Source organism: Actinoplanes sp. NPDC051388, assembly GCF_055586225.1.
In genome coordinates, this window is the sequence record NZ_JBVJIP010000016.1 from 224189 (window position 1) to 248903 (window position 24715).

A 24715-nucleotide genomic window follows, 5' to 3' on the forward strand; every position below is an offset into this window, starting at 1 on the left:
TCAGACCCGGTGGATGCTGAGCATCGAGCCGACCGTACGCAGGATGATCTTGATGTCCAGACCCAGCGACCAGTGCTCGATGTAGTGGTTGTCGAAGCGCACCCGCTCCTCGATCGAGGTGTCGCCGCGCAGCCCGTGGATCTGCGCCCAGCCGGTGATCCCGGTCGGCACCCGGTGCCGGTCGGCATAGCCGGAGTAGGTGCGCTGGAACTGGTCCACGAAGTACTGCCGCTCCGGGCGCGGCCCGACCAGGGACATGTCGCCGCGCAGCACGTTCACCAGCTGCGGCAGCTCGTCCAGCGAGCTGACCCGCAGCACCCGGCCCACCGGCCCGACCCGCGAATCCTCGTTGATGTTCCACTTGACCTGCGACTCCAGGGCGGTGGCCGGGGTCAGCGAGCGGAACTTCATGATGGTGAACTTCTTGCCGTCGCGGGTCACCCGCTCCTGCCGGAAGAGAATGCCGTGCCGGCCCGACTCGAAGAGCACGGCCAGCGCGCACATCGCGAAGACCGGCGCCAGCAGCATCAGGCCGAGCAGCGCGCCGACGATGTCGACCAGGCGCTTGACCGCCCAGCGGCGCAGCTGTGCGGGCTCGGGCCGCAGCCGGGCCAGCGGGATGCCGCGCACCATCTCGGTGCGTCCACACCCGACGGCCAGCTCGAACAGCCGCGGCACGACGTGCACGGTCACCCCGTAGCGGCGGCAGCGGCGCAGCGTCTGCACCAGGTCGGCGTCCGGGATCGCGGGAAACGCGACGATCAGGTGCAGCGGCTTGTAGCGGGCCACCGCCTTCTCCAGGTCGGCGGCCGGGGCGAGCACCGGCAGCGTCGGCTGGGTCAGGGTGGGCGGGCCGACGAAGCCGACCGGGGCGATGCCGTAGGACCGGTCCTCGCGCAGCGCGTCGGCCACCCGGACCGCGAAGTCACCGCTGCCCACCACGATCGCGGCGCGACCGGGACGGCGCCGGCGATGCCGCCGGACCAGCCGATAGCCGACCGTACGCGCGGCCACGACGCCACCGAGCAGAGCGGCCGCCCACAGCCACGGGATCACCACCAGCTCCCGCGGCGCCGGGCCGGTCGGCCGGGCCAGCAGCGCGCCGGCGGCCACCACCACGGCGGTGGCGACCGCGATGCGGGGCAGGTCGTCGAGGACCGAGAAGTGCATCCGGGCCCGGTACAGCCCGGCGGCGGCGAGCGCGACGACCAGGGCGGTGGCGCGGATCGCGATGGCCACTCCGCCGGCACCGGCCAGCAGGGAGACCGCGACGATCGAGAGCACGTCGAGAGTGAGCAGCGCGCAGCCCTCGCCGATGCCCGCGGCAGCGGCGCGGACCGGCACGACGGGCACCGGCAGCGGCATGGACGGGCACTCGGTCAGGGCCGGTGCGCGCTTGCCGGTGTTGCGTCCCCATCGGACCAGCGTGGCGATTTGATACACGGTCTCCCCCGTTCACGGCGGCTTCCCAAAAAGGGTCGCAGCCGCGCCAGGGCCAATCACAGTTGCAAATGTCATGCCGAACGTGACTGATTCTCACGTTCTATATGACATTTGACATGTCTTCACCAGATCGGCCCTACGCAGGGCATCCGAACGGCGGATGGGTCCGAATGAGCAGATTCAAGAACTCATTAGGGGCTCTTTAAATGGATCAGGAATTGAGCCACTGGGCACGGGTCAACGCGTACTCGACGTCGCCGTGCTCGTCGCCGGGAATCTGGTAGGGCCAGTCCGCGTGGAAGGTCCGCAGGTAGCGCAGGCCGGCCTTCTCCATCACCCGGCGGGACGCGACGTTGACCGCCATGGTCTCGGCGAAGACCCGATCCAGGCCGAGCTCGGCGAAGCTCTTCTCGATCAGCGCACTGGTGCCCTCGGTGGCGTAGCCGCGTCCCCACTCGGCGCGGCGCAGCCGGTAGCCGAGCTCGGCGCCGTCGCTCGCCGGGCGATCCGAGCTGGGCCGCAGGTGGAACCAGCCGAGGAAGCGGCCGTCGGCGCGATCCTCGGCGGCCCAGAAGCCGAAGCCGCCCGGCCGGTCGTAGAACGCCATCCAGAACGGCAGGACGTCGTCGCGCACCTCGGCGAGCGGAGTGGCGCTCCCCCCGGTGATGAAGAACATGACCTCCGGGTCGCTGTCCAGCTCGACGATCCGGTCGACGTCGTCCGCGGTGAACTCCCGCAGGATCATCCGCTCTGTCTCGAGGTAGATCTTCCCGGCCGTCACGGGCAGATTATGTACGACGACGGGCCCGTCTCAGGAGAACACCGACTCTCCCGAGTCGACGCCGCTCGGGTTGGACGCGATGCAGTGGATCAGCACGTCGGTCGAGCCGTTGATCTGAATCGGCCAGGCGTCGCGGGTCCAGCCCTTGGTCACCTTGCGGTTGGTGGTGCGGGAGAGCATCACGTCCGCCGAGCACGCGGTGGCCACGTCCGGCCGCTTGAGCAGCTCGTCCTGCCGGCCGCGGAGCATGTCGGCGGTGGCCGGGATCGCCACGTAGGTCTCCCAGGAGTGCTCCTCGGTGCAGGCCACCTGCGCCGGCGGCTGGGCCCGGCCGCTGATCGAGAGCAGCCCGCCCCAGCAGAGCGGCTCGGTGGGGCAGTAGTTCGGGTCGCACTTCTCGAAGCCCGACGGCAGGTCGGAGCCGCCGCTGTCGGCGCCGCGGCTGTCGGCGGCGCCCGGGACAGTCGGGGAGTCCGTGCGGTCCGAGCCGACCACCTGCCACACCACGACGCCGGCCGCGAGCACCGCCAGCACCGAGACCGCCGCCATGACGATCGGCCACTTCGGACGTTTCACCGGAGCCTGGCCCGGCCACGGGGTCTGCCCCGGCCACGGCGTCTGCGGCTGTTGCTGCTGCGGCCACGGGGTCATCGGCTGCTGGTAGGCCGGCGGGCCGGACGAGGCCTGGGCATGGGCGAACGCCCCGGACGTGGATGCGGCCGGCGGCGCCGAGAACGGCCGGCCGGAGAAGGACGCCGGCGGCGGGGTGACCGGCCCCCCGTCGGCGGCGTGCCGGGCCGCCTCGGCCATCGCGATCGCCGACGGCCAGCGCTGCGCCGGATCCGGCGCCATCGCCCGCTCGACCACCGCCGCCACCGCGGGCGGCACGTCCGGCGGCAGCGGTGGCGGCGCGGACTGCACCCGGGCCAGCGCCACCGCATAAGGGTTGTCGCCGGCGAACGGCTTGCGCCCGGACAGGCATTCGTACGCCGCCACCCCGAGCGAATAGACGTCGGAGAGCGGCGTCGCCGGATGGCCCAGCACCTGCTCCGGCGACAGGTACGTCGGAGTGCCCAGCACCGCGCCGGAGAGCGTGAGCCCGGTGGCGTCGTCGGCCCGCGAGATGCCGAAATCGGTCAGCACCACCGCGCCGTTGCGCCGCACCAGCAGGTTGGCCGGCTTGACGTCCCGGTGCACGATGCCGGTGTCGTGCACGGCCTGCAGCGCCTCGGCGGCCTGAGCGATCATCCGCATCGAGTCCGCCGGGCGGATCCGGCCGAGCCGCGCCACCGCTTGGGCCAGCGACTCGCCGTCGATGAACTCCATCACCAGGAACGTGACGCTGCCGTCGTGCCCGTAGTCGTGGATCGAGGCGACCGCGCTGTGGCTGACCCCGGCCATCGCCTGGGCCTCGGCCACGAACCGGCGCGCGAAGTCCTGCTGGCCGGCCACCTCGGGGAGCATCGCCTTGACCGCGACGGTGCGGCCCAGCACCTCGTCCACCGAGCGCCAGACCTCACCCATGCCACCGGCGCCGACGCGGGATTCCAGGCGATAGCGCGCACCGAGCTTCATTCCGGGCTGCAGCATTTTCACCCTCCCCCATGGGCCGCCGCGACATCATGCCCGACCCGTGCCGATGAGCGCGACTCGCGTCATCGGCCAGTAATAACCGCGAAACATTGACACAGTGCAGGATGCATTTGTAGCTTGTGGGCCAGGTCACCTGTGCAGGCTGCGATCGGAGGTTCACCCGGTGTACCTCGATCGACCCTCCGTCTGACCCACAACTCAACTCCTGCGCACGAACCCGGTCGGGTCGTGCGGCGCTGCACCACGCCCACAGAGGCGCCCGCTTCACCCCCGGGAGGCAGAATGTCCCGTTCAGTTCCCACCACAGTCGACGTGGTCGTCGTCGGCGCCGGCTTCTCCGGCATGTATCTGCTGCATCGCCTGCGCCGGCTCGGCCTGACCGCGGTCGTCTTCGAGGCCGGCACCGACGTCGGCGGCACCTGGTACTGGAACCGCTACCCCGGCGCCCGCGTCGACGTGGAGAGCCTCGCCTACTCGTACTCGTTCTCCGAGGAGCTCGAGCAGGACTACGAGTGGGAGGAGCGCTACCCGACCCAGCCCGAGATCCTCCGTTACGCCCAGCACGTCGCCGACCGCTTCGACCTGCGCCGCGACATCGTCTTCCGGACGAAGGTCACCGCGGCCACCTGGGAGGAGCAGGACAAGACCTGGCGGGTACGCACGGAGCACGAGGACGCCGTCCGGGCCCGGTTCCTGGTGATGGCCACCGGCTGCCTCTCGTCCTCGAAGATGCCGGAGATCCCCGGCCTGGACACCTTCAAGGGCGCGACCTATCACACCGCGCACTGGCCGCACGAAGGCGTCGACTTCACCGGCCAGAAGGTCGGGCTGATCGGCACCGGCTCGTCCGGCGTGCAGTCCATCCCGGTGATCGCCGAGCAGGCCGCCGACCTGACCGTGTTCCAGCGGACCCCGGCCTATTCGCTGCCGGCCCGCAACCGGCGGCTGCGCGCGGAAGAGATCGCCGACATGAAGGAGAACTACCGCGCGTACCGCAAGGCGCAGCGGGAGTCCGGGTTCGGCGTGCCGGTGGCGTTGCCGACCAAGTCCGCGCTGGAGGTGCCGGAGGACGAGCGGGACGCGGCGTTCGAGGTGGCTTGGGAGAGCGGGAGCCTGGTCAACCTGCTGCTCGCGTACACCGATCTGGCCACCGACCAGGAGGCCAACGACATCGCCAAGGCGTGGGTGCACCGCAAGATCAAGGCGATCGTGCAGGACCGGCAGACGGCCGCCGACCTGTGCCCGGAATACCCGGTCGGCACCAAGCGGCCGTGCCTGGACACGAACTACTACGAGACCTGGAACCGGCCGAACGTGCACCTGGTGAACATCCACCGCGAGCCGCTGGTCGAGGTCACCGACAAGGGCATCCGGACGGCCGCCCGGGAGTACGAGTTCGACGCCATCGTCTATGCCACCGGGTTCGACGCGATGACCGGCGCACTGACCAACGTGGACATTCGCGGCCGCGACGGGCTCTCGCTCAAGGAGACCTGGAGTGCCGGGCCGCGCACGTACCTCGGGATCGGCTCCGCGGGGTTCCCCAACCTGTTCATGATCACCGGGCCGGGCAGTCCCTCCGTGCTCAGCAACATGGTGGTCTCGATCGAGCAGCACGTGGACTGGGTCACGGACGTCATCGAGCACCTGGACAAGCAGGGCCTGCGCGTCATCGAGCCGACCCGCCAGGCCCAGGACGAGTGGGTCGACCACGTGAACCTGATCGCCAGCTACACCCTCTACCCCAAGGCGAACTCCTGGTACATGGGCGCCAACGTGCCGGGCAAGCCACGGGTCTTCATGCCGTACGCGGGCGGCGTCGGGGAGTACCGCAAGAAGTGCGACGAAGTCGCAGCCAAGGGTTACGAGGGCTTCGCCCTCACTGTCTAAGGAGAATCGCTGATGTCCCGTCGTGACCTGATCGACCCCGAGGCCCGCGAGCCGCTGGACGCGCTGCTGGAAGCGCTGCCGGGGGGCTTCAACGCCATTCCGGATATCGTGCAGCGCCGCGCCACCGTCGAGGCGATGCTGGCCGGCATCGAGGTGCCGGACAACCCGAACGTCAGCAGGGAGGACAGCACGGTGCCCGGCCCGGAGGGCGAGCCGGACATCACGGTGCGGATCTATCGCCCGGTCCATGCGGACCCGGCAACACAGAACGTGCCCGGCATCTACTTCATCCACGGCGGCGGCATGGTGCTCGGCAACGTGCAGGGCGAGGACCCGGTCGCGACGACGATCTGCGACCAGGTGAACGCGATCGTGGTCTCGGTGGAGTACCGCCTCTCCCCCGAGAACCCGCACCCGGCGCCGGTCGAGGACTGCTATGCCGGCCTGGTGTGGATGGCTAAGAACGCGACCGAGCTCGGCTTCGACCCGGACCGGCTGGCCATCTACGGCGCCAGCGCCGGGGGCGGCCTGACCATCGCGACCGCGTTGCTGGCCCGGGACCGCGGCGGTCCGGCGCTGAAGTTCATGATGCCGATCTATCCGATGGTGGACGACACCAACGAGTCGGCGTCCAGCCACGAGATCACCGACATCGGCATCTGGGACCGGGCCGGCAACATCGAGGCGTGGGCCTGGTATCTGGGCGGCAAGCCGGCCGACCAATATGCGGCTCCGACCCGGGCGCAGGACCTCTCCGGGCTGCCGCCGGCCTTCATCGACGTCGGCACGGTCGACCTCTTCCGCGACGAGGACATCGAGTTCGCCCGCCGGCTGATGCAGGCCGGCGTGCCCACCGAGCTGCACATCCACCCGGGCAGCTACCACGCCTCCGAGACCTTCGCCGCGGACGCGGCGCTGTCGAAGCGGACGTGGGCGCTGCGGATCGACGCCCTCAGGCGGGCATTGGCCTAGTTCGCACGGAGGAAGCGGCCGGGACAACGGTGTCCCGGCCGCTTCCTTCACCAGATCAGGCTTCGGCGCGGCGGCCCAGCGCGACCAGGTGGGTGATCCGCTCGTAGCGGTCCAGGATCAGGGCGGCCAGCGCGAACGCCAGCACCGGCGTGACCGCCAGGATGACCCACTGGAAGCCGCGCAGATAGACCGGCGTGTTGAAGCGCTGGCTCGAGTACATGAAGCCGCCGAAGCCCCCATAGACCATCGCCACGATCGCGGCGATCGGCGCGGCCAGGGCGACCATCCGGCGGCGCACCGGGCCGCCCTGCCGCCACCAGGCCCAGACCAACAGCGCCGCCGCGACCAGGAAGATCGGTGCGCCGATCCGGAAGATGAAGACGCCGTCCATGGTCACGCCGTAGGCGAAGCCGCCGACGAAGTAGCCGTCCTGCAGGTGGTCGGTCACCGTCGCGCCGGCGGCCAGCAGGAAGGCCGAGCCGAACCAGAGCAGTCCGCGCGGCCGTGGCACCGGCGCGCCGGCCGCCCGCCACACCGAGGCGGCCAGCACGACCAGCGCGGTCACCACGAGCCAGCTCTCCATCAGCACCTGGCTCGGCGAGAACGTGTACCACCCCGCCACGTGGACGATCTCGACCGCGGCCGCGATCGCCGCGAACGCCACGGTCAGCCGGCGCAGCCCGCAGAGCGCGAGAGTCAGGGTGACCGCCCAGGCGGCCGGGCGGGCGACGTCGAGGATCTCCCAGTGCTGGCCGAAGAGAAAGCCGAGGAACCCGCGGCGCAGGGTCACGGCCAGCAGGAACATCGCGCCGACCAACTGCATCACGGCGGCCGCACGGCGCCACTGCTCATCGCGCAGCCCGCCGCCGACCCCGCGCAGCCGCACCGCGAACGCGTTGAACAGCAGGTCGGCGCGGTCCCGCAGGCTCGGCCGGATCTGACCCGGATCAGCCTCGGACATGAGCACGCCCACCATCTCCTCCTCATACTCCCGCCGGTAGCGCCAGGGATAGGCCGCCATCAGCCGGCGGTAGCGAACCTCGAGTTCGTGCACCATGGCAGGAGAATATACCGATGAACGGTATATCCCGCCAGCCGGGCTGGCCGCGACGGTGGCCGCGGCGCTGCGCCGCTGCCCGCGTCCGAGGTCGCCGCGCTGCGGTCTAGCGGTTGACGTCCAGCGGTGGATCGGCCAGCGGCCAGCCGCCGGCCGCCAGGCGACCGGAGACCCGGGCCACGTCCTCCGGGTCGGCCGGCTTCAGCACCGAGTCGCGGATCATCTCCTCGATGTCCGCCGGGGTCACCGGCTGGTCGTTGAGGATGGCCTGGTCGGCGAGGTCCTGGGCGATCTTGCGGACCTCCTCCTCGGTGAGTTTGCGCTGCAACAGCCCGAGCAGCGCCACGTAGTCCTGCCGCGGCACCCCGGCCGGATATCCCTGCCGCAGCCACTCGAGGGCCCGGCTCATGAAGCTGGAACGCGAATCGGTCATCGAGCCGGCCTCACTTGTCGACGATGGTCGGGATGATGTTCTCGAAGCTGAGCGCCTTGCCGAAGCCGGACGCCACGATGAACGTGATGCCGAGGATCACGATGGCCAGCACGATCGCGAACAGCACCCAGGCCAGCACGGTGCCGGCCGGATGCGGCTTCGGACCGGTCACGCCGGTCTCGTGCACCTCGGCCTCGCCGCCGGCGCCGTAGGCCAGCGAGCGGATGCCGAGCGCGAACAGCAGCGGCAGACCGGCGCCGAGGACCAGCCCGGCGACGAGCACCTGCCACGCGCCCTCCAGCGCGAATCCGAAGTTGTGCATGCTCAGACCCCCTCCGGAACGCGCTTCGCGGGCGCCGTCTCGGCGTCCCACTCGTCGTTGACGTTGCTGTGGTCGACCGGCTCGCGCCGCGACCGCAGCCACATGAAGCCGGCCAGCAGGACCAGCAGCACGAACACCACCAGGGCGCCGAACAGACCGCCGATCAGGTGCCCGATCCACCACATCACCGCGCCGACCACACCGGCCGCGGGCAGCGTGATCAGCCACGCCGCGATCATCCGGCCGGCCACCCGCCAGCGCACCCGCGCGCCCGGCTTGCCGACGCCGCTGCCCAGGATCGAGCCGGTGGCGACGTGCGTCGTGGAGAGCGCGAAGCCGAGGTGGCTGGAGGCCAGGATCACCGCGGCCGAGGCGGTCTCCGCGGCCATTCCCTGCGGCGGCGCGATCTCCACGAGACCCTTCCCGAGGGTACGGATGATCCGCCAGCCGCCCAGATAGGTGCCCAGCCCGATGGCGATCGCACAGGACGCCTTGACCCAGAACGGCACCGCCCCGGTGTCGGTCCAGTCCCCCGCCGCGATCAGCGCGAGCGTGATCACGCCCATCGTCTTCTGCGCGTCGTTCGTGCCGTGGGCCAGCGAGACCAGCGAGGCGCTGCCGATCTGCCCCCAGCGGAAGCCGTTGTCGGTGAAGCGTTGCGCCACCCCGACGGTCACCTTGTAGATCAGCCAGGTGCCGACCGCCGCGACCACACCGGCGATCACCGGCGACATCACGGCCGGCAGCAACACCTTGCCGACCACGCCGTCGAGCTTGCTGCCGTCGCCGTTCCAGTTGACCCCGGAGAAGCCCAGACCGGCGATGGTGGCGCCGACCAGGCCGCCGAAGAGCGCGTGCGACGAGCTCGAGGGCAGGCCGAGCAGCCAGGTGAGCAGGTTCCAGACGATGCCGCCGACCAGGCCGGCCAGCACGATCAGGAGCAGGTCGAAGCCGCCGTTGCCGAGCAGTTCGGCCCGTGGCGCACCGGTCTTGTCCTGGATGCGCACCACGGCGTTGGTGACCGTCAGGGCCACCTCGACCGACAGGAACGCGCCGATGAGGTTGAGGATGCCGGAGAGCGCCACGGCGGCCTTGGGCCGCAGCGCCTTGGTGGCGATGGAGGTGGCCATCGCGTTCGCGGTGTCGTGGAACCCGTTGGTGAAGTCGAACGCCAGCGCGGTGACAATCACCAGGGCGAGGATCACGCCTGTCTCGGTCACACCCGCATCGTCAGGCGGCGCTCGCCCCGGGCGGAAGTGGGGACGACTGACCGCCCCAAGAGTTCCGCCGCAGGTCACTTAACCGTCGCTTACCGCGCGTCGACCGGCCACGCGCCCCGCACCGGCCCACGCATCAAACAGTGCTAATTGCGGAGATAAACCCTCGACCAATCGAACTCGGAGAACTTGCCGGAGAATTCGCCGGCCGGCATCTCGTGGTTCACGCTGCCGACCTGCGTGTGCCCCTGAGAGATTGACCGGGACTCTATTTGTGAACCGGTCAGGTTCTAGCCGCCCGGACGGATCTACAGAGTTCGATCATTCGGACGGATCGGACTCAGCACCGCACGATCGAGGCGTTGACCAGAGTGATGTTCCGGATCGTCAGGTTGTCCACACAGGGGTTCTCGACGATCCGGTTGTTGGTCACCGTCAGGTTCTGCAGGGTGATGTCCCGGGTGCCGGGGAACTCGGTGCGCTCGGCCAGCCGGATGTCGCCGCCGCCGCTGATCGTGCCGCTCTGCGCCGCGATCGTGACGCCGTAACAGTTCTCCAGCAGCACCGCGTTGTTGCCGGTGTTCGCGATGTCCACCCGGTCGATGCTCGCGCCGCCGCTCTCCGAGACGCAGAAGAGGCCCCGGCCGCCGCCGCGCGCCTTGACCAGCCCGACCCGCACGTTCACCGGATAGGAGCTGCCGATCCGGCCGTTGCGATTGGCCATCCGGAAGGCCGCGTAGCCGGTGCCGGCGCCCGCATTCTCCGCGTCCACGGTGCCGATGGTGGCGTTGATGGTCTGGTTCAGCAGCAGCCCCGACTCCCCCACGTTGCGGGCGGTCACGGTGCCGATGGTCAGGCCGTCCACGCCGTAGGTCTCCACCGCGTGCGAGGAGGCGCCGGACACGTACACGGTCTCGATGCTGACGTTGCGGCTCCACTGGCTGGTGTCGCCGCGGTTGTCGATGCGCACGCCGAGGCCGCGGGACAGGTTCATGGTGATCTGGCCAAGCGACAGGTTGTTCACGTTGCGCATGAAGATGCCGTAGACCGGGGAGCCGGTGACCGTCAGATGCCGCACCTCGACCTGGGTGGTGCCCCGGGAGTAGATCGGGGCGTAGTCGCCGGAGCCGCTGCCGGTCACGTTGATCGTGCCGCAGACGTCGATGGCGGTGTAGGACGGCAGGCTGATCCGGACGCCGGCGCCGATGCTGCCGGAGCCGCGCACCACGACGCGTTCCTTGCTGGTGCGCCCGGCGGTCAGCCCGCCGATCGCGGCCTGCGCCGCGGCGCGCAGGTCGGTGCCGGAATAGAGGGTGGTGCCGCCGCGACGGGCGGTCCAGGTGCTTCCACTCTGGACCGCCTCGGTGGTGACGGTGCCGCTGCCACAGGCCGGGGCTCTGCTGCTACCGGCCGGGGTGCCTCCGGCCCTGGCGGAGAACCCGGGCCCCTGCGGGGCCGACTGCGCTTCCTGGGGGACGAACGTGAGCGGGGCCAGGCCGAGCACGGAGCCGGCCAGGAGGGATATCCACCGCTGGGACATGGGGATCAGAACCTTTCGGTAAGCGGTCTTCGCCTCCCCAGGACGTGGAGGGCGAAGACCGTGTGGCCGAGGAGCACGGGGATGAGCACCGGGTGGATCAGCACCGCCAGCGTCAGCGCGACACCGACCACTCCGGAGGATGCGGCGAGCAGGCCGGGCCGGGCGGCGGCCACTCGCATTGCGGACCGTGGGCCGGTGACCAGCGCCAGGCCGGCGAGCCCGGCCAGCAGCAGGCCGATCGTGGCGACGGCGGCGATCGCGGCCGGACCGCCGGGGGCCCGGCCCGAGCGCAGCGCGAGCAGGTCGGCGGTGAGCAGACCGGCGGCCACCGCGACGATCAGCGAACCGGTCAGCCCGGGCACGAAATTGCGGCGGAACATCGCCCAGCACTCCCGCGCGGACGGCCAGGCGTCGTGTTCCAGGTAGTGGTCGACCGCCCGGCTCGCGGTCAGCACCGCGCCGCCGGCCGTCACGATCGGCAGGGCGGCGAGGGTCGTGGCGAAACCCACCAACGCCAGGTCTGCCGCAGCCTGTATGGCGTCACGCCAGCCAGGTCGCATTCCGGCTCATCCTTTCAGGCCGCTGGTGTTGATGCCTTCGACGAGCATGCGCTGGAAGGCGACGAAGAAGAGGAACACCGGCACCAGCGACAGCAGCGACATGGCGAACATCGGGCCGACCGCGCTCTCGCTGGTCGAGTCGATGAACAGGGTCAGCGCCACCGGCACCGTGTAGTCCTGCAGGTCGGACAGGAACACGAGTTGCCGGAAGAAGTCGTTCCAGGCCCAGATGAACGAGAAGATCGCGGTGGTGACCAGCGCCGGCCGGCTCAGCGGCAGGATCACGTACCGGAACACCGCGTACGCGTTCGCGCCGTCGATCGTGGCGGCCTCGTCGAGCTCCCGCGGGATGCCGCGCATGAACTGCACCATGAGGAAGACGAAGAACGCCTCGGTGGCCAGGAACTGCGGCACCAGCAGCGGCAGATAGGGGAAGTCGCCGCCGACCCAGCCCAGGGACCGGAACAGGATGTACTGCGGGATGATCAGCACGTGCCCGGGCAGCAACAGCGTCCCGATCATCAAGGCGAACCAGAAGCCGCGCAGCCGGAACTTCAAGCGCCCCAGCGCATAGGCGGCGAGCAGGCAGGAGATCACGTTGCCGAGCACGGTCAGCCCGGCCACCACCGCGCTGTTCAGGAAGAACCGCCCGAAGCTGAGGTCGAAGTTCTGCCAGCCGTCGGTGAAGTTGCCCGGCGTGAACGTCTCCGGGATCAGCCCGACGTTGTTGACGATCTCCTCGGGCGCCTTGAACGATGTGCCGATCATCCAGGCCAGCGGATAGAGCACGATCGCCAGGATCGCGATCAGCAGGAACACTCGCAGGAACCGGCGCATCAGTTGTGCCCATCGTCGGAGTAGTGCACCCAGAACCGGCCGGTGCGGAAGAGCACCACGGTGATCAGGCCGATGGCCACCAGGAACACCCAGGCCATCGCGGACGCGTAACCCATGTCCAGCTTGACGAAGCCGTTGATGTAGAGGTTCAGGGTGTACATCAGCGTGGAGTCGACCGGGCCGCCCTCGCCGTTGCTGAGCACGAAGGCCGCGGTGAAGCCCTGGAAGCCGTTGATCGTCTCGAGCACCAGGTTGAAGAAGATGACCGGGGAGAGCATCGGCACGGTGATGTGCCAGAACCGCCGGACCGGGTTGGCGCCGTCCACCTCCGCGGCCTCGTAGAGCTCGACCGGCACCTGCTTCAGGCCGGCCAGGAAGATCACCATGGGCGCGCCGAACTGCCAGATCGCCAGCAGCATCAACGTCTCCAGCGCGAATCGCGGGTCACTGACCCACGGCTGGCCCTCGACGCCGAAGAAGCCGAGCAGCGAGTTGAACGCGCCGTCCCGGTTGAACATGGAAGTCCACACGATCGCCAGCGCGACGCTGCCGCCGAGCAGCGACGGCAGATAGAACAGCCCGCGGAACAGGCCGACGCCGCGGAAGGCGCGGTTCAGCAGCAGCGCCACGCCGAGCGCCACGGCCAGCTTGAGCGGCACCGCGATCAGCGCGAAGGTGACCGTGACCCGCACCGCGTGCCAGTACGACGGGTCGTTGCTGAACATCTCCCGGTAGTTGTCCAGCCCGACCCACTGCGCCTCGGTGAACGGCGTCAGCACGTCGTAGTCCGTGAAGCTCAGATAGAGCGAGAGCAGCATCGGGACCGCGGTGATCAGCAGCAGGCCGAGCAGCCACGGGCTGAGGAACACGTAGCCGGGGCCGTTCTGCGAGCGGCGGGCGCGGACCGGACCCCGCCGGTGAGAGGCGGGGTCCGGCCGTGGCGCGGCCGCGATCAGCGGCGATGCCGGAGGTGCGGTGGCCACTTCGGTCAGCCCTTGCCGATCGCAGCGGTGGCGGCGGTGAGGAACTGCTTGGCCGCGGCGGCCGGCGTCTGCCGGTCGAAGACCACTTCCTCGGCCGCCTTGATCAGCTCGTTCTTGACCTCGCTGTGCCCGGCCGGCGGCACCGACGGCGCCGCGCCGAAGGTCTTGCCGATCTCGTTCTGCACGGTGATCGACTGCTTCATCGCCGGGTTGTCGGTGGTCTCCGCGACCTGCTTGCGAATGTCCAGGTTGGACGGCAGACCTCGCTCGGTGCCCAGGATCGCGCCGGCCTCCGGGTCGTTGGCCAGGAAGTTGAGCACGTCGACCGCGGTGTCGGCGTGCTTGCTGCCGCGATAGACGGAGAAGAACATCGAGGCGCGCGGCCACTGCGAGCCGGCCTTGCCCGGGTACGCCTTGACGCCCAGCTCACCCTTGACGTTCTTCTTCAGCTCGGGCATCTGGTTGACCCACACCCAGCTGGTCGCGGCCTTGCCGGTGGCGACGAGCTGCTTGGTGATGTCGGTGACGTTGCCCTCGTGGATCACGTCCGGCGTCGGGGTGGCGCCCTTGGCCCGCGCGCCCTTCCACAGCTCGAACCACTCGGTCACGTCCGCCTCGGTGAACCCGAGCTGCTTGCCGTTGTAGAGGTCCTTGTCCTTCTGCCGCAGCCAGACCCAGAACGCCTTGAAGTCGGCGCTCGGGTCCTGGGTGCCGGGCACCTTGGCGGTCTTCGACACCTGGGCCGCCCAGTCGATGTACTCCGGCCAGCTCGCGGTGACCGGCTCGGGCAGCTTGAACTTGTCCAGCAGCGTCTTGTCGTAGACCAGGCCCTGGGTGTTCTCCCCGAACGACAGGCCGGCCATCTTGCCGTCCACCACGCCGTACTTCCACAGCGGCTCCGGGAACTTGGTCGTGTCCAGGCGCTTGTCCGTCTGATAGGGCGTCAGGTCCAGGGTGACCTTGCGTTCCGCGTACTCGGAAAGGAAGTTGTCGTCGATCTGGAAGATGTCCGGCGGGTCGCCGCCGGCGGTGAGCGTGGCGAGCTTGTCGAAGTAGCCCTGGTTGGCCTGCCAGGTCTTCTTGAAGGTGACCCCGGGGTGCTTGGACTCGTAGAGCGCGAGCGCCTTCTCGGTGAGCTGGGCGCGGGTGTCGCCGCCCCACCAGAAGATGGAGAGCTCGACCTTGCCGTCCGCGGACTCGCCGTCGTCGCCACCGCACGCGGCGGCGCCGAGGATGAGCGGCAGGGTCAGCGTGGCGGCCAGCAGGCGGGAGAGTCGTTTCCGGGCGCGCGGGATCCGCGCACCCGGCCGGTGAATCGGCTCGGGGTGCATGGCGTTCTTCTCTTTTCGGCTAGGAAGCGACCGTCGCGGAGGCGGGGACCGGTCCGGTCGAGTCGCGAATGATGAGTTCGGTGCGCAGCGTGGCTTGAGCGGTGGTGCGGCGGTCGTCGCCGTGCGCGAGAAGCATGTCGACGGCCGCCCGACCGGCGGCGGCGGTGGGTGTGGCCACCGTGGTCAGCTTGGGGCGGGTCAGGCGGCTGAGCGTGATGTCGTCGATCCCGGTCACGCTCACGTCCTCGGGCACCCGCAGGCCCAGGGCGTGCAGTCCTTCCATCAGGCCGATGGCCATCAGGTCGTTGTAGGCCAGCACGGCGGTGACGCCGGCGCGGTGGATGTGCTCGGCGACCGCGAGGCCGCCGTCCTCGGTCGGCTGGTTGGGACCCAGCACGGTGAGGGCGAAGCGCCCGGTGCGGGCCGCGGACTCGGCCGAACGCCGGATCTCGCGGCTGGTCCAGGACCCGCGCGGGCCGGTGACCAGCGCGATCGATCGGTGCCCGAGGCCGGTCAGGTGCTCCAGGGCCGACCGGGCGCCCTGAGCCACATCCATCACGACCGCGGGCAACCCCGCGATCCGCCGGTTCACCACCACCAGCGGCACCTCGCGGCTGAGCTGCTCGATCAGGCTGTTGCTCATCCGCGGGCTGCACAGCAGCACGCCGTCCACCTGCTTGGCCAGCGCGCGCACCAGCTCCTCCTCGACGAGCGCGTCCTCATTGGTGTCCGCGACGAAGATGTGGTGGTCGTGCCGGCGTGCCTGGCTCTCCGCCGCCTTGATCAGCGGTGGGAAGAAGGGGTTCGCGATGTCCGCGACGATCAGACCGATGTTGTAGGTGCGGCCGGTGATCAGCGCGCGGGCGGCGCGGTTCGGCCGGTAGCCGAGCTGGTCGGCGCAGGCCTGCACCCGGCTCCGGGTCTCGGCGTTCACCAGATGCGGCGCGGAGAACGTGCGGGAGACCGTGGAGATGTGCACGCCGGAAGCCTGAGCAACATCACGGATCGTGGCCGGCATGCTTCCCGCCTCCTCCTTGGACATCCACTCGCGACAATGCGTCGTGCTGTGTCCGGGATGCCATTAATGCAAGGGGTTGCAGCCCTGTCAACGCGAAATAACTGCCAATCTGTTTCGAACTCATTTCGATGAACCAGGCGAAAAACACCTTTTCTAGTACGATAGGGTACGGTTCATTGACTCAAACATGTCGATGTGCCTAGCCTCCGCTGCAAAGGTTTGCAATCCGAACGGGGGTCCCCGGATGTCCGGTGGCAACGGCGAGCCGCGACGACGCTATGCAATCGTCGGCACGGGCGCACGCGCCGAGATGTTCGTCCGAGGCTTGACCCGGGAGCACGCCGACCGGGCCGAGCTGGTGGCCCTGTGCGACCCGAACCCGGTGCGCGTCGAGGCGCACCAGCGGTGGCTGGCCGAGGCCGGGCATCCCGCCGTCGCGGCCTATCCGGTCGAGCTGATCGGCGAGATGCTGGCCCGCGAGCGGGTCGACACACTGGTCGTGACCAGCGTCGACCGCACCCACGCCGGGCACATCGTGACCGGCCTCGAAGCCGGCTGCGACGTGCTCACCGAAAAGCCGATGACCACCGACGCGGAGGGCTGCCGGGCGGTGCTGGACGCCCAGCGGCGCACCGGGCGGCACGTGTCGGTCACCTTCAACTACCGGTTCAACCCGGTGCACGAGCGGGTGCGCACGCTGCTCGCCGAAGGCGCGATCGGCGAGATCGGGTCGGTGCACTTCGAGTGGCTGCTCGACGTGCGGCACGGCGCCGACTACTTCCGGCGCTGGCACCGCGACCGGGCCAACTCCGGCGGCCTGCTGGTGCACAAGTCCGGGCACCACTTCGACCTGGTGAACTGGTGGCTGGGCGGGCAGCCGGTGGAGGTGTTCGCGGCCGGCCGGCTGTTCTTCTACGGCGACGAGGGCGGCAAGCGGCACGGCTTCGCGCGCGACTACGAGCGGGCGCACGGCAGCCCGGCGGCCGCGGACGACCCGTTCGCGCTGCGGCTCGAGGACAACGACCGGCTGCGCGAGCTCTATCTCGACGCCGAGCCGGCCGACGGCTACCACCGCGACCAGAACGTGTTCGCGCCCGGCGTCACCATCCAGGACGACATGGCGGTGCTGGTCCGCTATGACACCGGCGCCACCATGACGTACCACCTCACGGCCTATGCGCCGTGGGAGGGCTATCGCGTGATGTTCAACGGCAGCAAGGGCCGGCTGGAGCTCGAGGTGGTGGAGAGCGACCACGTCAGCCCCGCCGACGCGGCCGGACTCAAGGGCGCTGCCGTGCACGGCGTGGCCGCGTCGGCGGAGAAGGGCTGGGCCACGCTGCGGGTGCGGCCGTTCTGGGCGCCGCCGCAGGACGTCGAGCTGCCGGAGCGGACCCGGACCGGGCACGGCGGCGCGGACGGCCGGATGCTGGCGGTGCTGCTCGGCGCGACCACCGACCCGCTGGACCGCTCGGCCACCGCCCGCGACGGCGCCAACGCCCTGCTCACCGGCCTGGCCGCGAACCGCTCGCTGGACACCGGCGCGCCGGTCCGCGTCGCCGACCTGCTAACCCCCACCCAGTGGTAGCCCACGCGTGCGTTCGGGGCGCGGATGCACGCATGAGCTACCACTGGCTCTTGACGACCAGCTAGGAGTGATCGTGCCCGACCTGACCTTCGCGAGTGGTGAGCGGGAGCGCGACATCGCCCGCGAGCTGCACGCAGTCGCCGCCGAGCTGCCGCTGATCTGCCCGCACGGGCATGTGGATCCGCGGATCCTGGCCGACGACGAGCCGTTCCCGGACCCGGCGCGGCTGCTCGTGGTGCCCGACCACTACGTGACCCGGATGCTGCTCAGCCAGGGCATCCCGCCGGCCCGGCTCGGCGTGCCCTCGAGGACCGGCGAGCCCGTCGAGCAGGATGGCCGGACCATCTGGCGGCTGCTCGCGCTGAACTGGAAGCTGTTCCGCGGCACCCCGTCCCGGCTCTGGCTGGAACGCAGCCTCGCCGAGGTCTTCGACGTGCACACCACGCTGAGCGCGGGCACCGCGGACGAGATCTACGACGCGATCGCCGCCAAACTGGCCGAACCGTCCTTCCGGCCGCGGGCGCTGTTCGAGAAGTTCGGCATCGAGGTGCTGGCCACCACCGAGTCGCCACTGGACGATCTGCACGAGCACGCCAAGCTGGCGGCGGACGGCTGGGGCCGCCGGGTGATCACCACCTTCCGCCCGGACAACGTGGTGGACATGGAGTTCGACGGCTGGGCCGACTCGGTGGCCGAGCTCGGCAAGGTGACCGGCGAGGACACCGGACGCTACGAGGGATACCTGGACGCGCTGCGACGCCGGCGCGCGGACTTCGTGGCCGCCGGCGCCACCAGCTCGGACCACGGCCACCCGACCGCGTCGACCGTCTCGCTCACCCCGGCCGAGGCGCGCGAGCTCTATCGGCGCGGGCTGGCCGGGCAGGCGTCGGCGCGGGACGCCGAGGTGTTCCGGGCGCACATGCTGCTCGAGTTCGCCCGGATGTCGATCGACGACGGGCTGGTCATGCAGCTGCACCCGGGCGCGGTGCGCAACCACAACCGGTGGCTGCACAGCGCGCACGGGCGGGACACCGGCGGCGACATCCCACAGGCCATCGACTACGTGCACGCGCTGATGCCGTTGCTGGACGCGTATGGCAACGATCCGCGTCTGCGGGTGGTGCTCTACACGCTGGACGAGGACGCGTACTCGCGGGAGCTGGCGCCGCTGGCCGGCGGCTATGCCGCGCTGTTCCTGGGCGCGCCGTGGTGGTTCCTGGACACGCCGGACGGGCTGCGCCGGTTCCGCGAGGCGGTGACCGACTCGGCCGGCTTCTACAACACCGCCGGATTCGTGGACGACACCCGGGCGTTCTGCTCGATCCCGGTCCGGCACGACGTCGCCCGGATGGTCGACGCCGCCTATCTCGCCACCCTGGTCGACCAGGGCCGGCTGCCCTTCGACGAGGCCGCGGAGACGATCGCGGACCTGGCCTACCACCTGCCGAAGAAGATCTTCCGGCTCGACAAGGAAAGCGACTCATGACGCGCATCGAGGCCATCTCCGTGCACGACGTCCGGTTTCCCACCGCGGCCACCGGCGACGGGTCGGACGCCATCAACCGCGGCGACTACTCGGCGGCCTACGTCGAGCTGCACACCGACGGGCGGCACACCGGCGCCGGGTTCACGTTCACCAACGGGCGCGGGAACGAGGTCGTCTGCGCGGCCATCCGCGCGCTCGCTCCGCACCTGACCGGCCGCGCCCTGAGCGACCTGCTCGCCGACCCGCTGACGTTCTCGCGCACGCTCACCGCGGATCCGCAGCTGCGCTGGCTGGGCCCGGAGAAGGGGGTCATCCACCTGGCCACCGCCGCGCTGGTGAACGCGGTCTGGGACCTGCGGGCCAAGGAGGCCGGCCGGCCGCTGTGGCAGCTGCTCGCCGAGATGCCGACCGCGGATCTGGTGGCCTGCATCAACTTCCGGCACATCGCGGACGCGCTGACCCCGGCGGAGGCGGCGGCGATCCTGGACAAGGGCCAGGTCGGGCTCGCCGACCGGCTGGCCGTGCTGCGCAGCGACGGACTGCCGTCCTACACCACCAGCGTGGGCTGGCTCGGCTATTCCGACGAGAAGGTGCGCACGCTCGCCCGGCAGGCCTACACCGACGGCTGGCGGGCGATGAAGATGAAGGTCGGCGGCCCGATCGAGGACGACGTCCGGCGCGCACACCTGATCCGGGCCGAGATCGGGCCGGACACGCTGCTGATGATGGACGCGAACCAGGTCTGGGACGTGGACGAGGCGATCGCCAACATGGCCCTGCTCAAGGACGCCGACCCCTATTGGATCGAGGAGCCGACGCACCCGGACGACGTGCTCGGGCACGCCCGGATCCAGCGGGCGGTGGCGCCGATCCGGGTGGCCACCGGCGAGATGGCGGCCAACCGGGTGATCTTCAAACAGCTGCTGCAGGCCGAGGCGATCGGCGTGATGCAGGTGGACGCCTGCCGGGTCGGCGGCGTGCCCGAGGTGCTCGCGGAGCTGTTGCTGGCGGCCAAGTTCGGGGTGCCGGTGTGCCCGCACTCCGGCGGTGTCGGGCTGTGCGAGCTGGTCCAGCACCTCTTCGCGTTCGACTTCCTGCGCGTCGGCACGTCGCTGGACGGCCGGATGGTGGAGTACGTCGACCACCTGCACGAGCACTTCACCGATCCGGTACGCACCCGGCAGGGCCGTTACGTGCTGCCCGAGGAACCCGGCTACAGCGCCACCATGCGGCCCGAGTCGATCGCCGAGTTCACCTTTCCGGGCGGGCCGGCATGGCGCTTCTGACCCGGGCGCAGCTGAGCCGGATCCCGGCCGCGGCCCGCCCCCGGATCGACCCCGGCGACGTCCGCACCGGCATCGTCCACCTCGGGCTGGGCGCGTTCCACCGGGCCCATCAGGCGGTCTACACCGAGGACGCGATGGCCCGGTCCGGCGGCGACTGGGGCATCGCCGCGGTCGCGCCGCGGTCGGCCGACGTGGTGGACGCGCTGACCGCCCAGGACCGCCTCTTCAGCGTCACCTCGCTGGCCGCGCACAGCAGCACGACCCGGGTGATCGGAGCGTTCTCCGAGGTGCGCCGCGCGATCGCCGACCCGGCGGCGGTGCTGGCCCGGATCGCCGACCCGGCGGTCCGGGTGATCACGCTGACCATCACCGAGAAGGGCTACCGGCTCGATCCGGTGACCGGCCGGCTGATGGTCGACGACGACGTCTCCGCCGACCTGGCCGAGAGCCGGGCTCCGGTGACCGTGCCCGGCCTGCTGGTCCGCGGGCTGGCCGCGCGCTGCCGGGCGGACGCCGGCCCGATCGCCATCGTCAGCTGCGACAACCTGCCGTCGAACGGGCCCCGCACCTGCAGCCTGGTCGAGCAGGCGCTGCGCCTGTTGCCCGGCGGGGACGCGCTGAGCGGGTGGATCGCCGCGAACGTCACCTTCCCCGGCACGATGGTGGACCGCATCGTGCCGGCCGGCGACGCGGAGACCCTGGCCGGCGCGGAACGCGCGCTGGGCGTGCGGGATCTGGCCGCGGTACGCGCCGAGCCCTACTCGCAGTGGGTGATCGAGGACGACTTCCCGGGCGGGCGACCGGCCTGGGACCTGGCCGGCGCGGAGCTCACCACCGACGTCGGCCCGTGGGAGCGGCTCAAGTTGCGGGCGCTGAACGGGGTGCACTCGGGCATCGCCTATCTTGGCGCGGTGGCCGGCTGTGCCACCGTCTCGGCCGCGCTGGAGATGCCCGGCATGCGCGAGGTGATGCGCCGGTTCATCGCCGAGGACGTGGCCGGCAGCCTGACGCCGCCGCCCGGCATCTCGGTGGTGGGCTACGGCGAGTCGGCGCTGGACCGCTTCGCCGATCCCGCGATGGCGCACCGCACCGTGCAGATCGCCAAGGACGGCTCGCAGAAGCTGCCACAGCGGCTGCTGCACACCATCGCGGGCCGCCGGGCGGCCGGCGCCTCGCCACGCTGGGGCGCGCTGATGGTGGCGGCCTGGATGCGCTACACCGCCGGCACCTCCGACGCCGGCGCGCCGTTGCCGCTGGACGATCCGCTGGCCGGTGAGATCCGCGCCCGGCAGTCCGATCTGCTCGGCCTGCGGGCGGTCTTCCCGCGCGAGCTCGCCGAGGACGAGGTGGTGCGCGAGCTCATCTCGGACTGGCTGTCCGCAATGGACAAGCACGGGGTGGCGGCCACGGTCGCCGGTGCGGCATGACCGCGCGGGTGGGTCTGATCGGCGCCAACGGCCACGGTCGCTGGCACCGGAGACAGCGGGCCGACCTGGCGGCGATGGCCGACCCGGCCCCGATCGGCGGGGACCCTCCGGTGCCGCCGGGCACGCCGGTCTTCACCGACCATCGGGAGATGCTGGCTCGCGTACCCCTGGACGTGGTGGTGATCTGCACCCCGCCGCACACCCACCTGGCGATCGCGCTGGACGCCCTGGCGGCCGGCTGCGACCTGCTGCTGGAGAAGCCGCCGGTGGTGTCGGTCGACGACCACGAACTGCTGCTGCACGGGCTGGGCCGCAGCGGACGCGCCTGCCAGGTCGGCTTTCAGGCGCTCGGCTCGGCCGCGCTGACCCGGCTGACCGGGGCGATCGCGGACGGCCGGCTGGGCGCCGTCACCGGGCTCGCCACGGTCGCGTCCTGGCAGCGCGACGACGCCTATTACGGCCGGGCGGCCTGGGCCGGGCGGCAGGCGATGTTCGACGGCGCGCTGGTCAACCCGCTGGCCCACGCGCTGATGCAGAGCCTCGCGATCGCGCAGGCGGCCGGCGCCGGCGACCCGGTGCGGCTGGAGGCCGAGCGGTACCGCACCCGGCCGATCGGCACCGACGACACCGCGTTCGCGCGGATCACCTTCCGCGGCGGGCTGCGCCTGCTCGCCGCCGTCACGCTCGCCGGGGAGGACTTCATTGCCGGCGAGGTGATCGTCACGGGCACCAGCGGGCGGGCGGTGCTGGAATATCCGACCGATCGGCTCGCACTGCCCGGTGACGCCGAGCCACGCGAGGTGCCCGGCCGCACCGACCTGCTGACCAACCTGCTCGCGCACCGCCGGGACCCGGCGGGCGTGCCGCTCATCGCGCCGCTCGAGCGCACCCTCGGCTTCACCCGGCTGGCGACCGCGCTCGTGGCCGGGCCGGCGCCGGTCCTGCTGGACGACGGCGAACTGCTCGACCACGGCGCCGGACCGGCGCGCGTGCGCACCATCACCGGCATCAACGACGTGCTGCGCAGGGCCGCGGAACGCACCGCACTGCCGTCCGAGCTAGGCGTTTCGTGGGCCCGCGCGGCCCGCATCGAAAGTCGGCTGCAAACTGTCCGCTGACAACCGCACAGAATGTCCGGTCCCGACCGTTAATCCGGTCGAGAGGAATCACCCCGCGCCATTTCACTGCAACATAACTGCACATTTTAGATATTGAAATTAATAGATATGAATTTTACCTTCAAAGCACGGGCTCGCCACCGAATCCCCGCCATTGAAGGAGTTCTCCCCCATGATGCTTCGAAAACGTGCGCCGCTCGCCGCGGCCGGCGCCGGAGTCCTCGTCAGCGCCCTGGTCCTGGGCATGACCGGCACCGCCCGGGCGGAGTCGCTGTTCGCCGACGACTTCAACGACGGCAATGCCGGCGGCTGGTCCAAGTCCGGCGGCGACTGGTCGGTCGTCACCGACGGCACGCCCGCCTTCCAGCAGGGCAACGCGAGCAGTGAGCTGGCCCGCGAGTTCGCCGGAAACACGAGCTGGACCGACTACGCGGTGCAGGCCCGGGTCAAGCCGCTCTCGTTCAGCGGCTCGAACCGCGTCGTGGCCATCGCGTCCCGCTCGTCCAGCGCGACCAAGATGTACCGCCTGGCGCTGACCAACGCCAACCGCGCCGAACTGCAGGTGGTGAACGGCAGCTCGATCACCGTGCTCGGCTCGGCGTCGCTCACCGTCTCCACCGGCACCTGGTACACGCTGCGCCTGGAGGCCGGCGGCAGCTCGATCCGCGGGCTGGTCAACGGCACCCAGATCGGGGCGGGCAGCAACGCCACCTTCGGCTCCGGGCGGCTCGCGCTGGTCACCTCGTATGCCAGCGCGCGCTTCGACGACGTGACCGTGGACGGCGCCGGCGGCTCGGACCCGACCGACCCGCCGACCGACCCCACCGATCCGCCCACCGACCCGACCGACCCGCCGACCGACCCGCCGCCCACCCAGACCGGACTGGTCGGCTGGGCCACCCAGAACGGCGGCACCACCGGCGGCGGCAGCGCCGGCACCACCACCGTGTCGTCCGCGTCGGCCCTGACCAGCGCGCTGTCCTCGACCAGCGCCGCGGTGATCCGGGTCTCCGGCACCATCTCCTGCTCCGGCATGCTGCGGGTGCAGTCGAACAAGACCATCCTCGGCAACTCCGGCGCGGCGATCGTCGGCTGCGGATTCACCATCAGCGGCGGCCGGAACATCATCATCCGCAATCTGTCCTTCCGCGACTGGGACGACGACGCGATCAACGTCGAACAATCGGCGCTGAACGTCTGGATCGACCACAATTCGTTCAGCAACGGATATGACGGCGCGGTCGACATCAAGCGCGGTTCGGACTTCGTCACGGTGTCCTGGAACCGGGTTTTCGACCACGACAAGTCGATGCTGCTCGGGCACAGCGACGACAACGCCTCGCAGGACGTCGGCCACCTGCGGGTGACCTATCACCACAACTGGTTCGACGGTTCCACCCAGCGGCACCCGCGGGTCCGGTTCGGCAACCCGGTGCACGTCTACAACAACTACTACGTCCGCAACAGCGGCTACGGCGTGGCGTCCACCGAGGGCGCCGGCGTGCTGGTCGAGGCCAACTCGTTCGAGAACGTCGAGGACCCCTTCCACCTGGGTGAGGGCAGCTCCGGCCCGGGCACCCTGGTGGCCCGCAACAACCTGCTGGTGAACTCGGGCTCCGGCCAGACCGGCGGCAGCGTCGCGTCGATCCCCTACTCCTACACCCCGGACTCGGCGTCCAGCGTCAAGTCCATCGTGACCGCGGGAGCCGGCGCCGGCCGGATCACCGTCTGACCCCCGATCCCCACCCGTCCCCCACCGGCCGGGGGGGGGGGGGGGGGGAGGGGGGGGAGGGGGGGCCCGCTCGTTTTTCTTCTTTTCCCCCCCCACAAAAGGGC

Annotated in this window: 21 protein-coding genes; 8 read left to right on the forward strand and 13 right to left on the reverse strand. The window is 70.5% G+C overall.

The annotated features are described in order from the left end of the window. The 3 genes from ACZ6TI_RS34640 to ACZ6TI_RS34650 form a co-directional block, all read right to left on the reverse strand. Positions 1-1443: a sugar transferase gene (locus ACZ6TI_RS34640; RefSeq protein ID WP_465349428.1), complete on the reverse strand. Its 1443-nt coding sequence runs from the start codon at positions 1441-1443 to the stop codon at positions 1-3. A gap of 211 nt (positions 1444-1654) precedes the next feature. After that, on the reverse strand, positions 1655-2224 hold the full coding sequence (locus ACZ6TI_RS34645; RefSeq protein ID WP_465349429.1) for a GNAT family N-acetyltransferase: 570 nt from the start codon (positions 2222-2224) through the stop codon (positions 1655-1657). Positions 2225-2254: 30 nt separating this feature from the next. After that, complete coding sequence (locus ACZ6TI_RS34650; protein ID WP_465349430.1) at positions 2255-3814, reverse strand: serine/threonine-protein kinase; 1560 nt, start codon at positions 3812-3814, stop codon at positions 2255-2257. Positions 3815-4099: 285 nt separating this feature from the next. On the opposite strand from ACZ6TI_RS34650, the gene ACZ6TI_RS34655 reads away from it, so the two are divergent. After that, on the forward strand, positions 4100-5707 hold the full coding sequence (locus ACZ6TI_RS34655; protein WP_465349431.1) for a flavin-containing monooxygenase: 1608 nt from the start codon (positions 4100-4102) through the stop codon (positions 5705-5707). A 12-nt stretch (positions 5708-5719) separates the two neighbouring features. Further along, positions 5720-6679, forward strand: coding sequence for an alpha/beta hydrolase (locus tag ACZ6TI_RS34660; protein WP_465349432.1), 960 nt, complete (start codon positions 5720-5722; stop codon positions 6677-6679). A 55-nt stretch (positions 6680-6734) separates the two neighbouring features. On the opposite strand, the gene ACZ6TI_RS34665 is transcribed toward ACZ6TI_RS34660, so the two are convergent. The 10 genes from ACZ6TI_RS34665 to ACZ6TI_RS34710 all read right to left on the reverse strand — a co-directional run bounded on the left by ACZ6TI_RS34665 (position 6735) and on the right by ACZ6TI_RS34710 (position 15977). Continuing rightward, entirely contained in the window at positions 6735-7736 is a 1002-nt protein-coding gene (locus ACZ6TI_RS34665; protein ID WP_465349433.1) for a hypothetical protein, read from the reverse strand. 106 nt (positions 7737-7842) lie between these two features. Beyond that, the gene (locus ACZ6TI_RS34670; RefSeq protein WP_465349434.1) at positions 7843-8169 is read right to left on the reverse strand and encodes a DUF3349 domain-containing protein; all 327 of its coding nucleotides are present in this window, start codon (positions 8167-8169) and stop codon (positions 7843-7845) included. A 10-nt stretch (positions 8170-8179) separates the two neighbouring features. After that, positions 8180-8491, reverse strand: coding sequence for a hypothetical protein (locus ACZ6TI_RS34675; protein WP_465349435.1), 312 nt, complete (start codon positions 8489-8491; stop codon positions 8180-8182). Between the two features lie 2 nt (positions 8492-8493). Continuing rightward, positions 8494-9711 carry an inorganic phosphate transporter gene (locus ACZ6TI_RS34680; RefSeq protein ID WP_465349436.1) on the reverse strand — a complete coding sequence of 406 codons (1218 nt, stop codon included), beginning with the start codon at positions 9709-9711 and terminating at the stop codon, positions 8494-8496. A gap of 337 nt (positions 9712-10048) precedes the next feature. Next, the gene (locus ACZ6TI_RS34685) at positions 10049-11248 is read right to left on the reverse strand and encodes a hypothetical protein (RefSeq protein WP_465349437.1); all 1200 of its coding nucleotides are present in this window, start codon (positions 11246-11248) and stop codon (positions 10049-10051) included. A 5-nt stretch (positions 11249-11253) separates the two neighbouring features. Then, a complete protein-coding gene (locus tag ACZ6TI_RS34690) occupies positions 11254-11757 on the reverse strand; it encodes a hypothetical protein (protein WP_465349438.1) in 504 nt (167 codons plus the stop codon). Positions 11758-11814: 57 nt separating this feature from the next. After that, the gene (locus ACZ6TI_RS34695) at positions 11815-12645 is read right to left on the reverse strand and encodes a carbohydrate ABC transporter permease (protein ID WP_465349439.1); all 831 of its coding nucleotides are present in this window, start codon (positions 12643-12645) and stop codon (positions 11815-11817) included. Continuing rightward, complete coding sequence (locus ACZ6TI_RS34700) at positions 12645-13628, reverse strand: carbohydrate ABC transporter permease (protein WP_465349440.1); 984 nt, start codon at positions 13626-13628, stop codon at positions 12645-12647. Before ACZ6TI_RS34700 ends, ACZ6TI_RS34695 begins: the two co-directional genes overlap by 1 nt. A 5-nt stretch (positions 13629-13633) precedes the next feature. Continuing rightward, positions 13634-14959 (reverse strand): ABC transporter substrate-binding protein, encoded by a 1326-nt coding sequence (locus ACZ6TI_RS34705; protein WP_465349441.1) that lies wholly within the window; start codon positions 14957-14959, stop codon positions 13634-13636. A gap of 19 nt (positions 14960-14978) precedes the next feature. Next, positions 14979-15977: a LacI family DNA-binding transcriptional regulator gene (locus ACZ6TI_RS34710; RefSeq protein WP_465349442.1), complete on the reverse strand. Its 999-nt coding sequence runs from the start codon at positions 15975-15977 to the stop codon at positions 14979-14981. 244 nt (positions 15978-16221) lie between these two features. On the opposite strand from ACZ6TI_RS34710, the gene ACZ6TI_RS34715 reads away from it, so the two are divergent. The 6 genes from ACZ6TI_RS34715 to ACZ6TI_RS34740 all read left to right on the forward strand — a co-directional run bounded on the left by ACZ6TI_RS34715 (position 16222) and on the right by ACZ6TI_RS34740 (position 24611). Next, positions 16222-17562, forward strand: coding sequence for a Gfo/Idh/MocA family protein (locus ACZ6TI_RS34715; RefSeq protein WP_465349443.1), 1341 nt, complete (start codon positions 16222-16224; stop codon positions 17560-17562). Positions 17563-17629: 67 nt separating this feature from the next. Further along, entirely contained in the window at positions 17630-19048 is a 1419-nt protein-coding gene (uxaC, locus tag ACZ6TI_RS34720; protein WP_465349444.1) for a glucuronate isomerase, read from the forward strand. Beyond that, positions 19045-20334: an enolase C-terminal domain-like protein gene (locus ACZ6TI_RS34725; RefSeq protein WP_465349445.1), complete on the forward strand. Its 1290-nt coding sequence runs from the start codon at positions 19045-19047 to the stop codon at positions 20332-20334. Before uxaC ends, ACZ6TI_RS34725 begins: the two co-directional genes overlap by 4 nt. Further along, positions 20322-21761 carry a mannitol dehydrogenase family protein gene (locus ACZ6TI_RS34730; RefSeq protein ID WP_465349446.1) on the forward strand — a complete coding sequence of 480 codons (1440 nt, stop codon included), beginning with the start codon at positions 20322-20324 and terminating at the stop codon, positions 21759-21761. The genes ACZ6TI_RS34725 and ACZ6TI_RS34730 overlap by 13 nt, the downstream gene beginning before the upstream one ends. Then, entirely contained in the window at positions 21758-22879 is a 1122-nt protein-coding gene (locus ACZ6TI_RS34735) for a Gfo/Idh/MocA family protein (protein ID WP_465349447.1), read from the forward strand. The genes ACZ6TI_RS34730 and ACZ6TI_RS34735 overlap by 4 nt, the downstream gene beginning before the upstream one ends. 172 nt (positions 22880-23051) lie before the next feature. Continuing rightward, positions 23052-24611, forward strand: a complete 1560-nt coding sequence (locus ACZ6TI_RS34740) for a pectate lyase family protein (protein WP_465349448.1) — start codon at positions 23052-23054, stop codon at positions 24609-24611. Positions 24612-24715: the final 104 nt, after the last annotated feature.

Bases quoted from the DNA above. Each gene is read 5' to 3' on its own strand.
- ACZ6TI_RS34650 (WP_465349430.1), bottom strand. From the start codon at position 3,814: ATGCTGCAGCCCGGAATGAAGCTCGGTGCGCGCTATCGCCTGGAATCC.
- ACZ6TI_RS34655 (WP_465349431.1), top strand. From the start codon at position 4,100: ATGTCCCGTTCAGTTCCCACCACAGTCGACGTGGTCGTCGTCGGCGCC.
- ACZ6TI_RS34660 (WP_465349432.1), top strand. From the start codon at position 5,720: ATGTCCCGTCGTGACCTGATCGACCCCGAGGCCCGCGAGCCGCTGGAC.
- ACZ6TI_RS34665 (WP_465349433.1), bottom strand. From the start codon at position 7,736: ATGGTGCACGAACTCGAGGTTCGCTACCGCCGGCTGATGGCGGCCTAT.
- ACZ6TI_RS34670 (WP_465349434.1), bottom strand. From the start codon at position 8,169: ATGACCGATTCGCGTTCCAGCTTCATGAGCCGGGCCCTCGAGTGGCTG.
- ACZ6TI_RS34675 (WP_465349435.1), bottom strand. From the start codon at position 8,491: ATGCACAACTTCGGATTCGCGCTGGAGGGCGCGTGGCAGGTGCTCGTC.
- ACZ6TI_RS34685 (WP_465349437.1), bottom strand. From the start codon at position 11,248: ATGTCCCAGCGGTGGATATCCCTCCTGGCCGGCTCCGTGCTCGGCCTG.
- ACZ6TI_RS34695 (WP_465349439.1), bottom strand. From the start codon at position 12,645: ATGCGCCGGTTCCTGCGAGTGTTCCTGCTGATCGCGATCCTGGCGATC.
- ACZ6TI_RS34705 (WP_465349441.1), bottom strand. From the start codon at position 14,959: ATGCACCCCGAGCCGATTCACCGGCCGGGTGCGCGGATCCCGCGCGCC.
- ACZ6TI_RS34710 (WP_465349442.1), bottom strand. From the start codon at position 15,977: ATGCCGGCCACGATCCGTGATGTTGCTCAGGCTTCCGGCGTGCACATC.
- ACZ6TI_RS34715 (WP_465349443.1), top strand. From the start codon at position 16,222: ATGTCCGGTGGCAACGGCGAGCCGCGACGACGCTATGCAATCGTCGGC.
- ACZ6TI_RS34725 (WP_465349445.1), top strand. From the start codon at position 19,045: ATGACGCGCATCGAGGCCATCTCCGTGCACGACGTCCGGTTTCCCACC.
- ACZ6TI_RS34730 (WP_465349446.1), top strand. From the start codon at position 20,322: ATGGCGCTTCTGACCCGGGCGCAGCTGAGCCGGATCCCGGCCGCGGCC.
- ACZ6TI_RS34735 (WP_465349447.1), top strand. From the start codon at position 21,758: ATGACCGCGCGGGTGGGTCTGATCGGCGCCAACGGCCACGGTCGCTGG.
- ACZ6TI_RS34740 (WP_465349448.1), top strand. From the start codon at position 23,052: ATGATGCTTCGAAAACGTGCGCCGCTCGCCGCGGCCGGCGCCGGAGTC.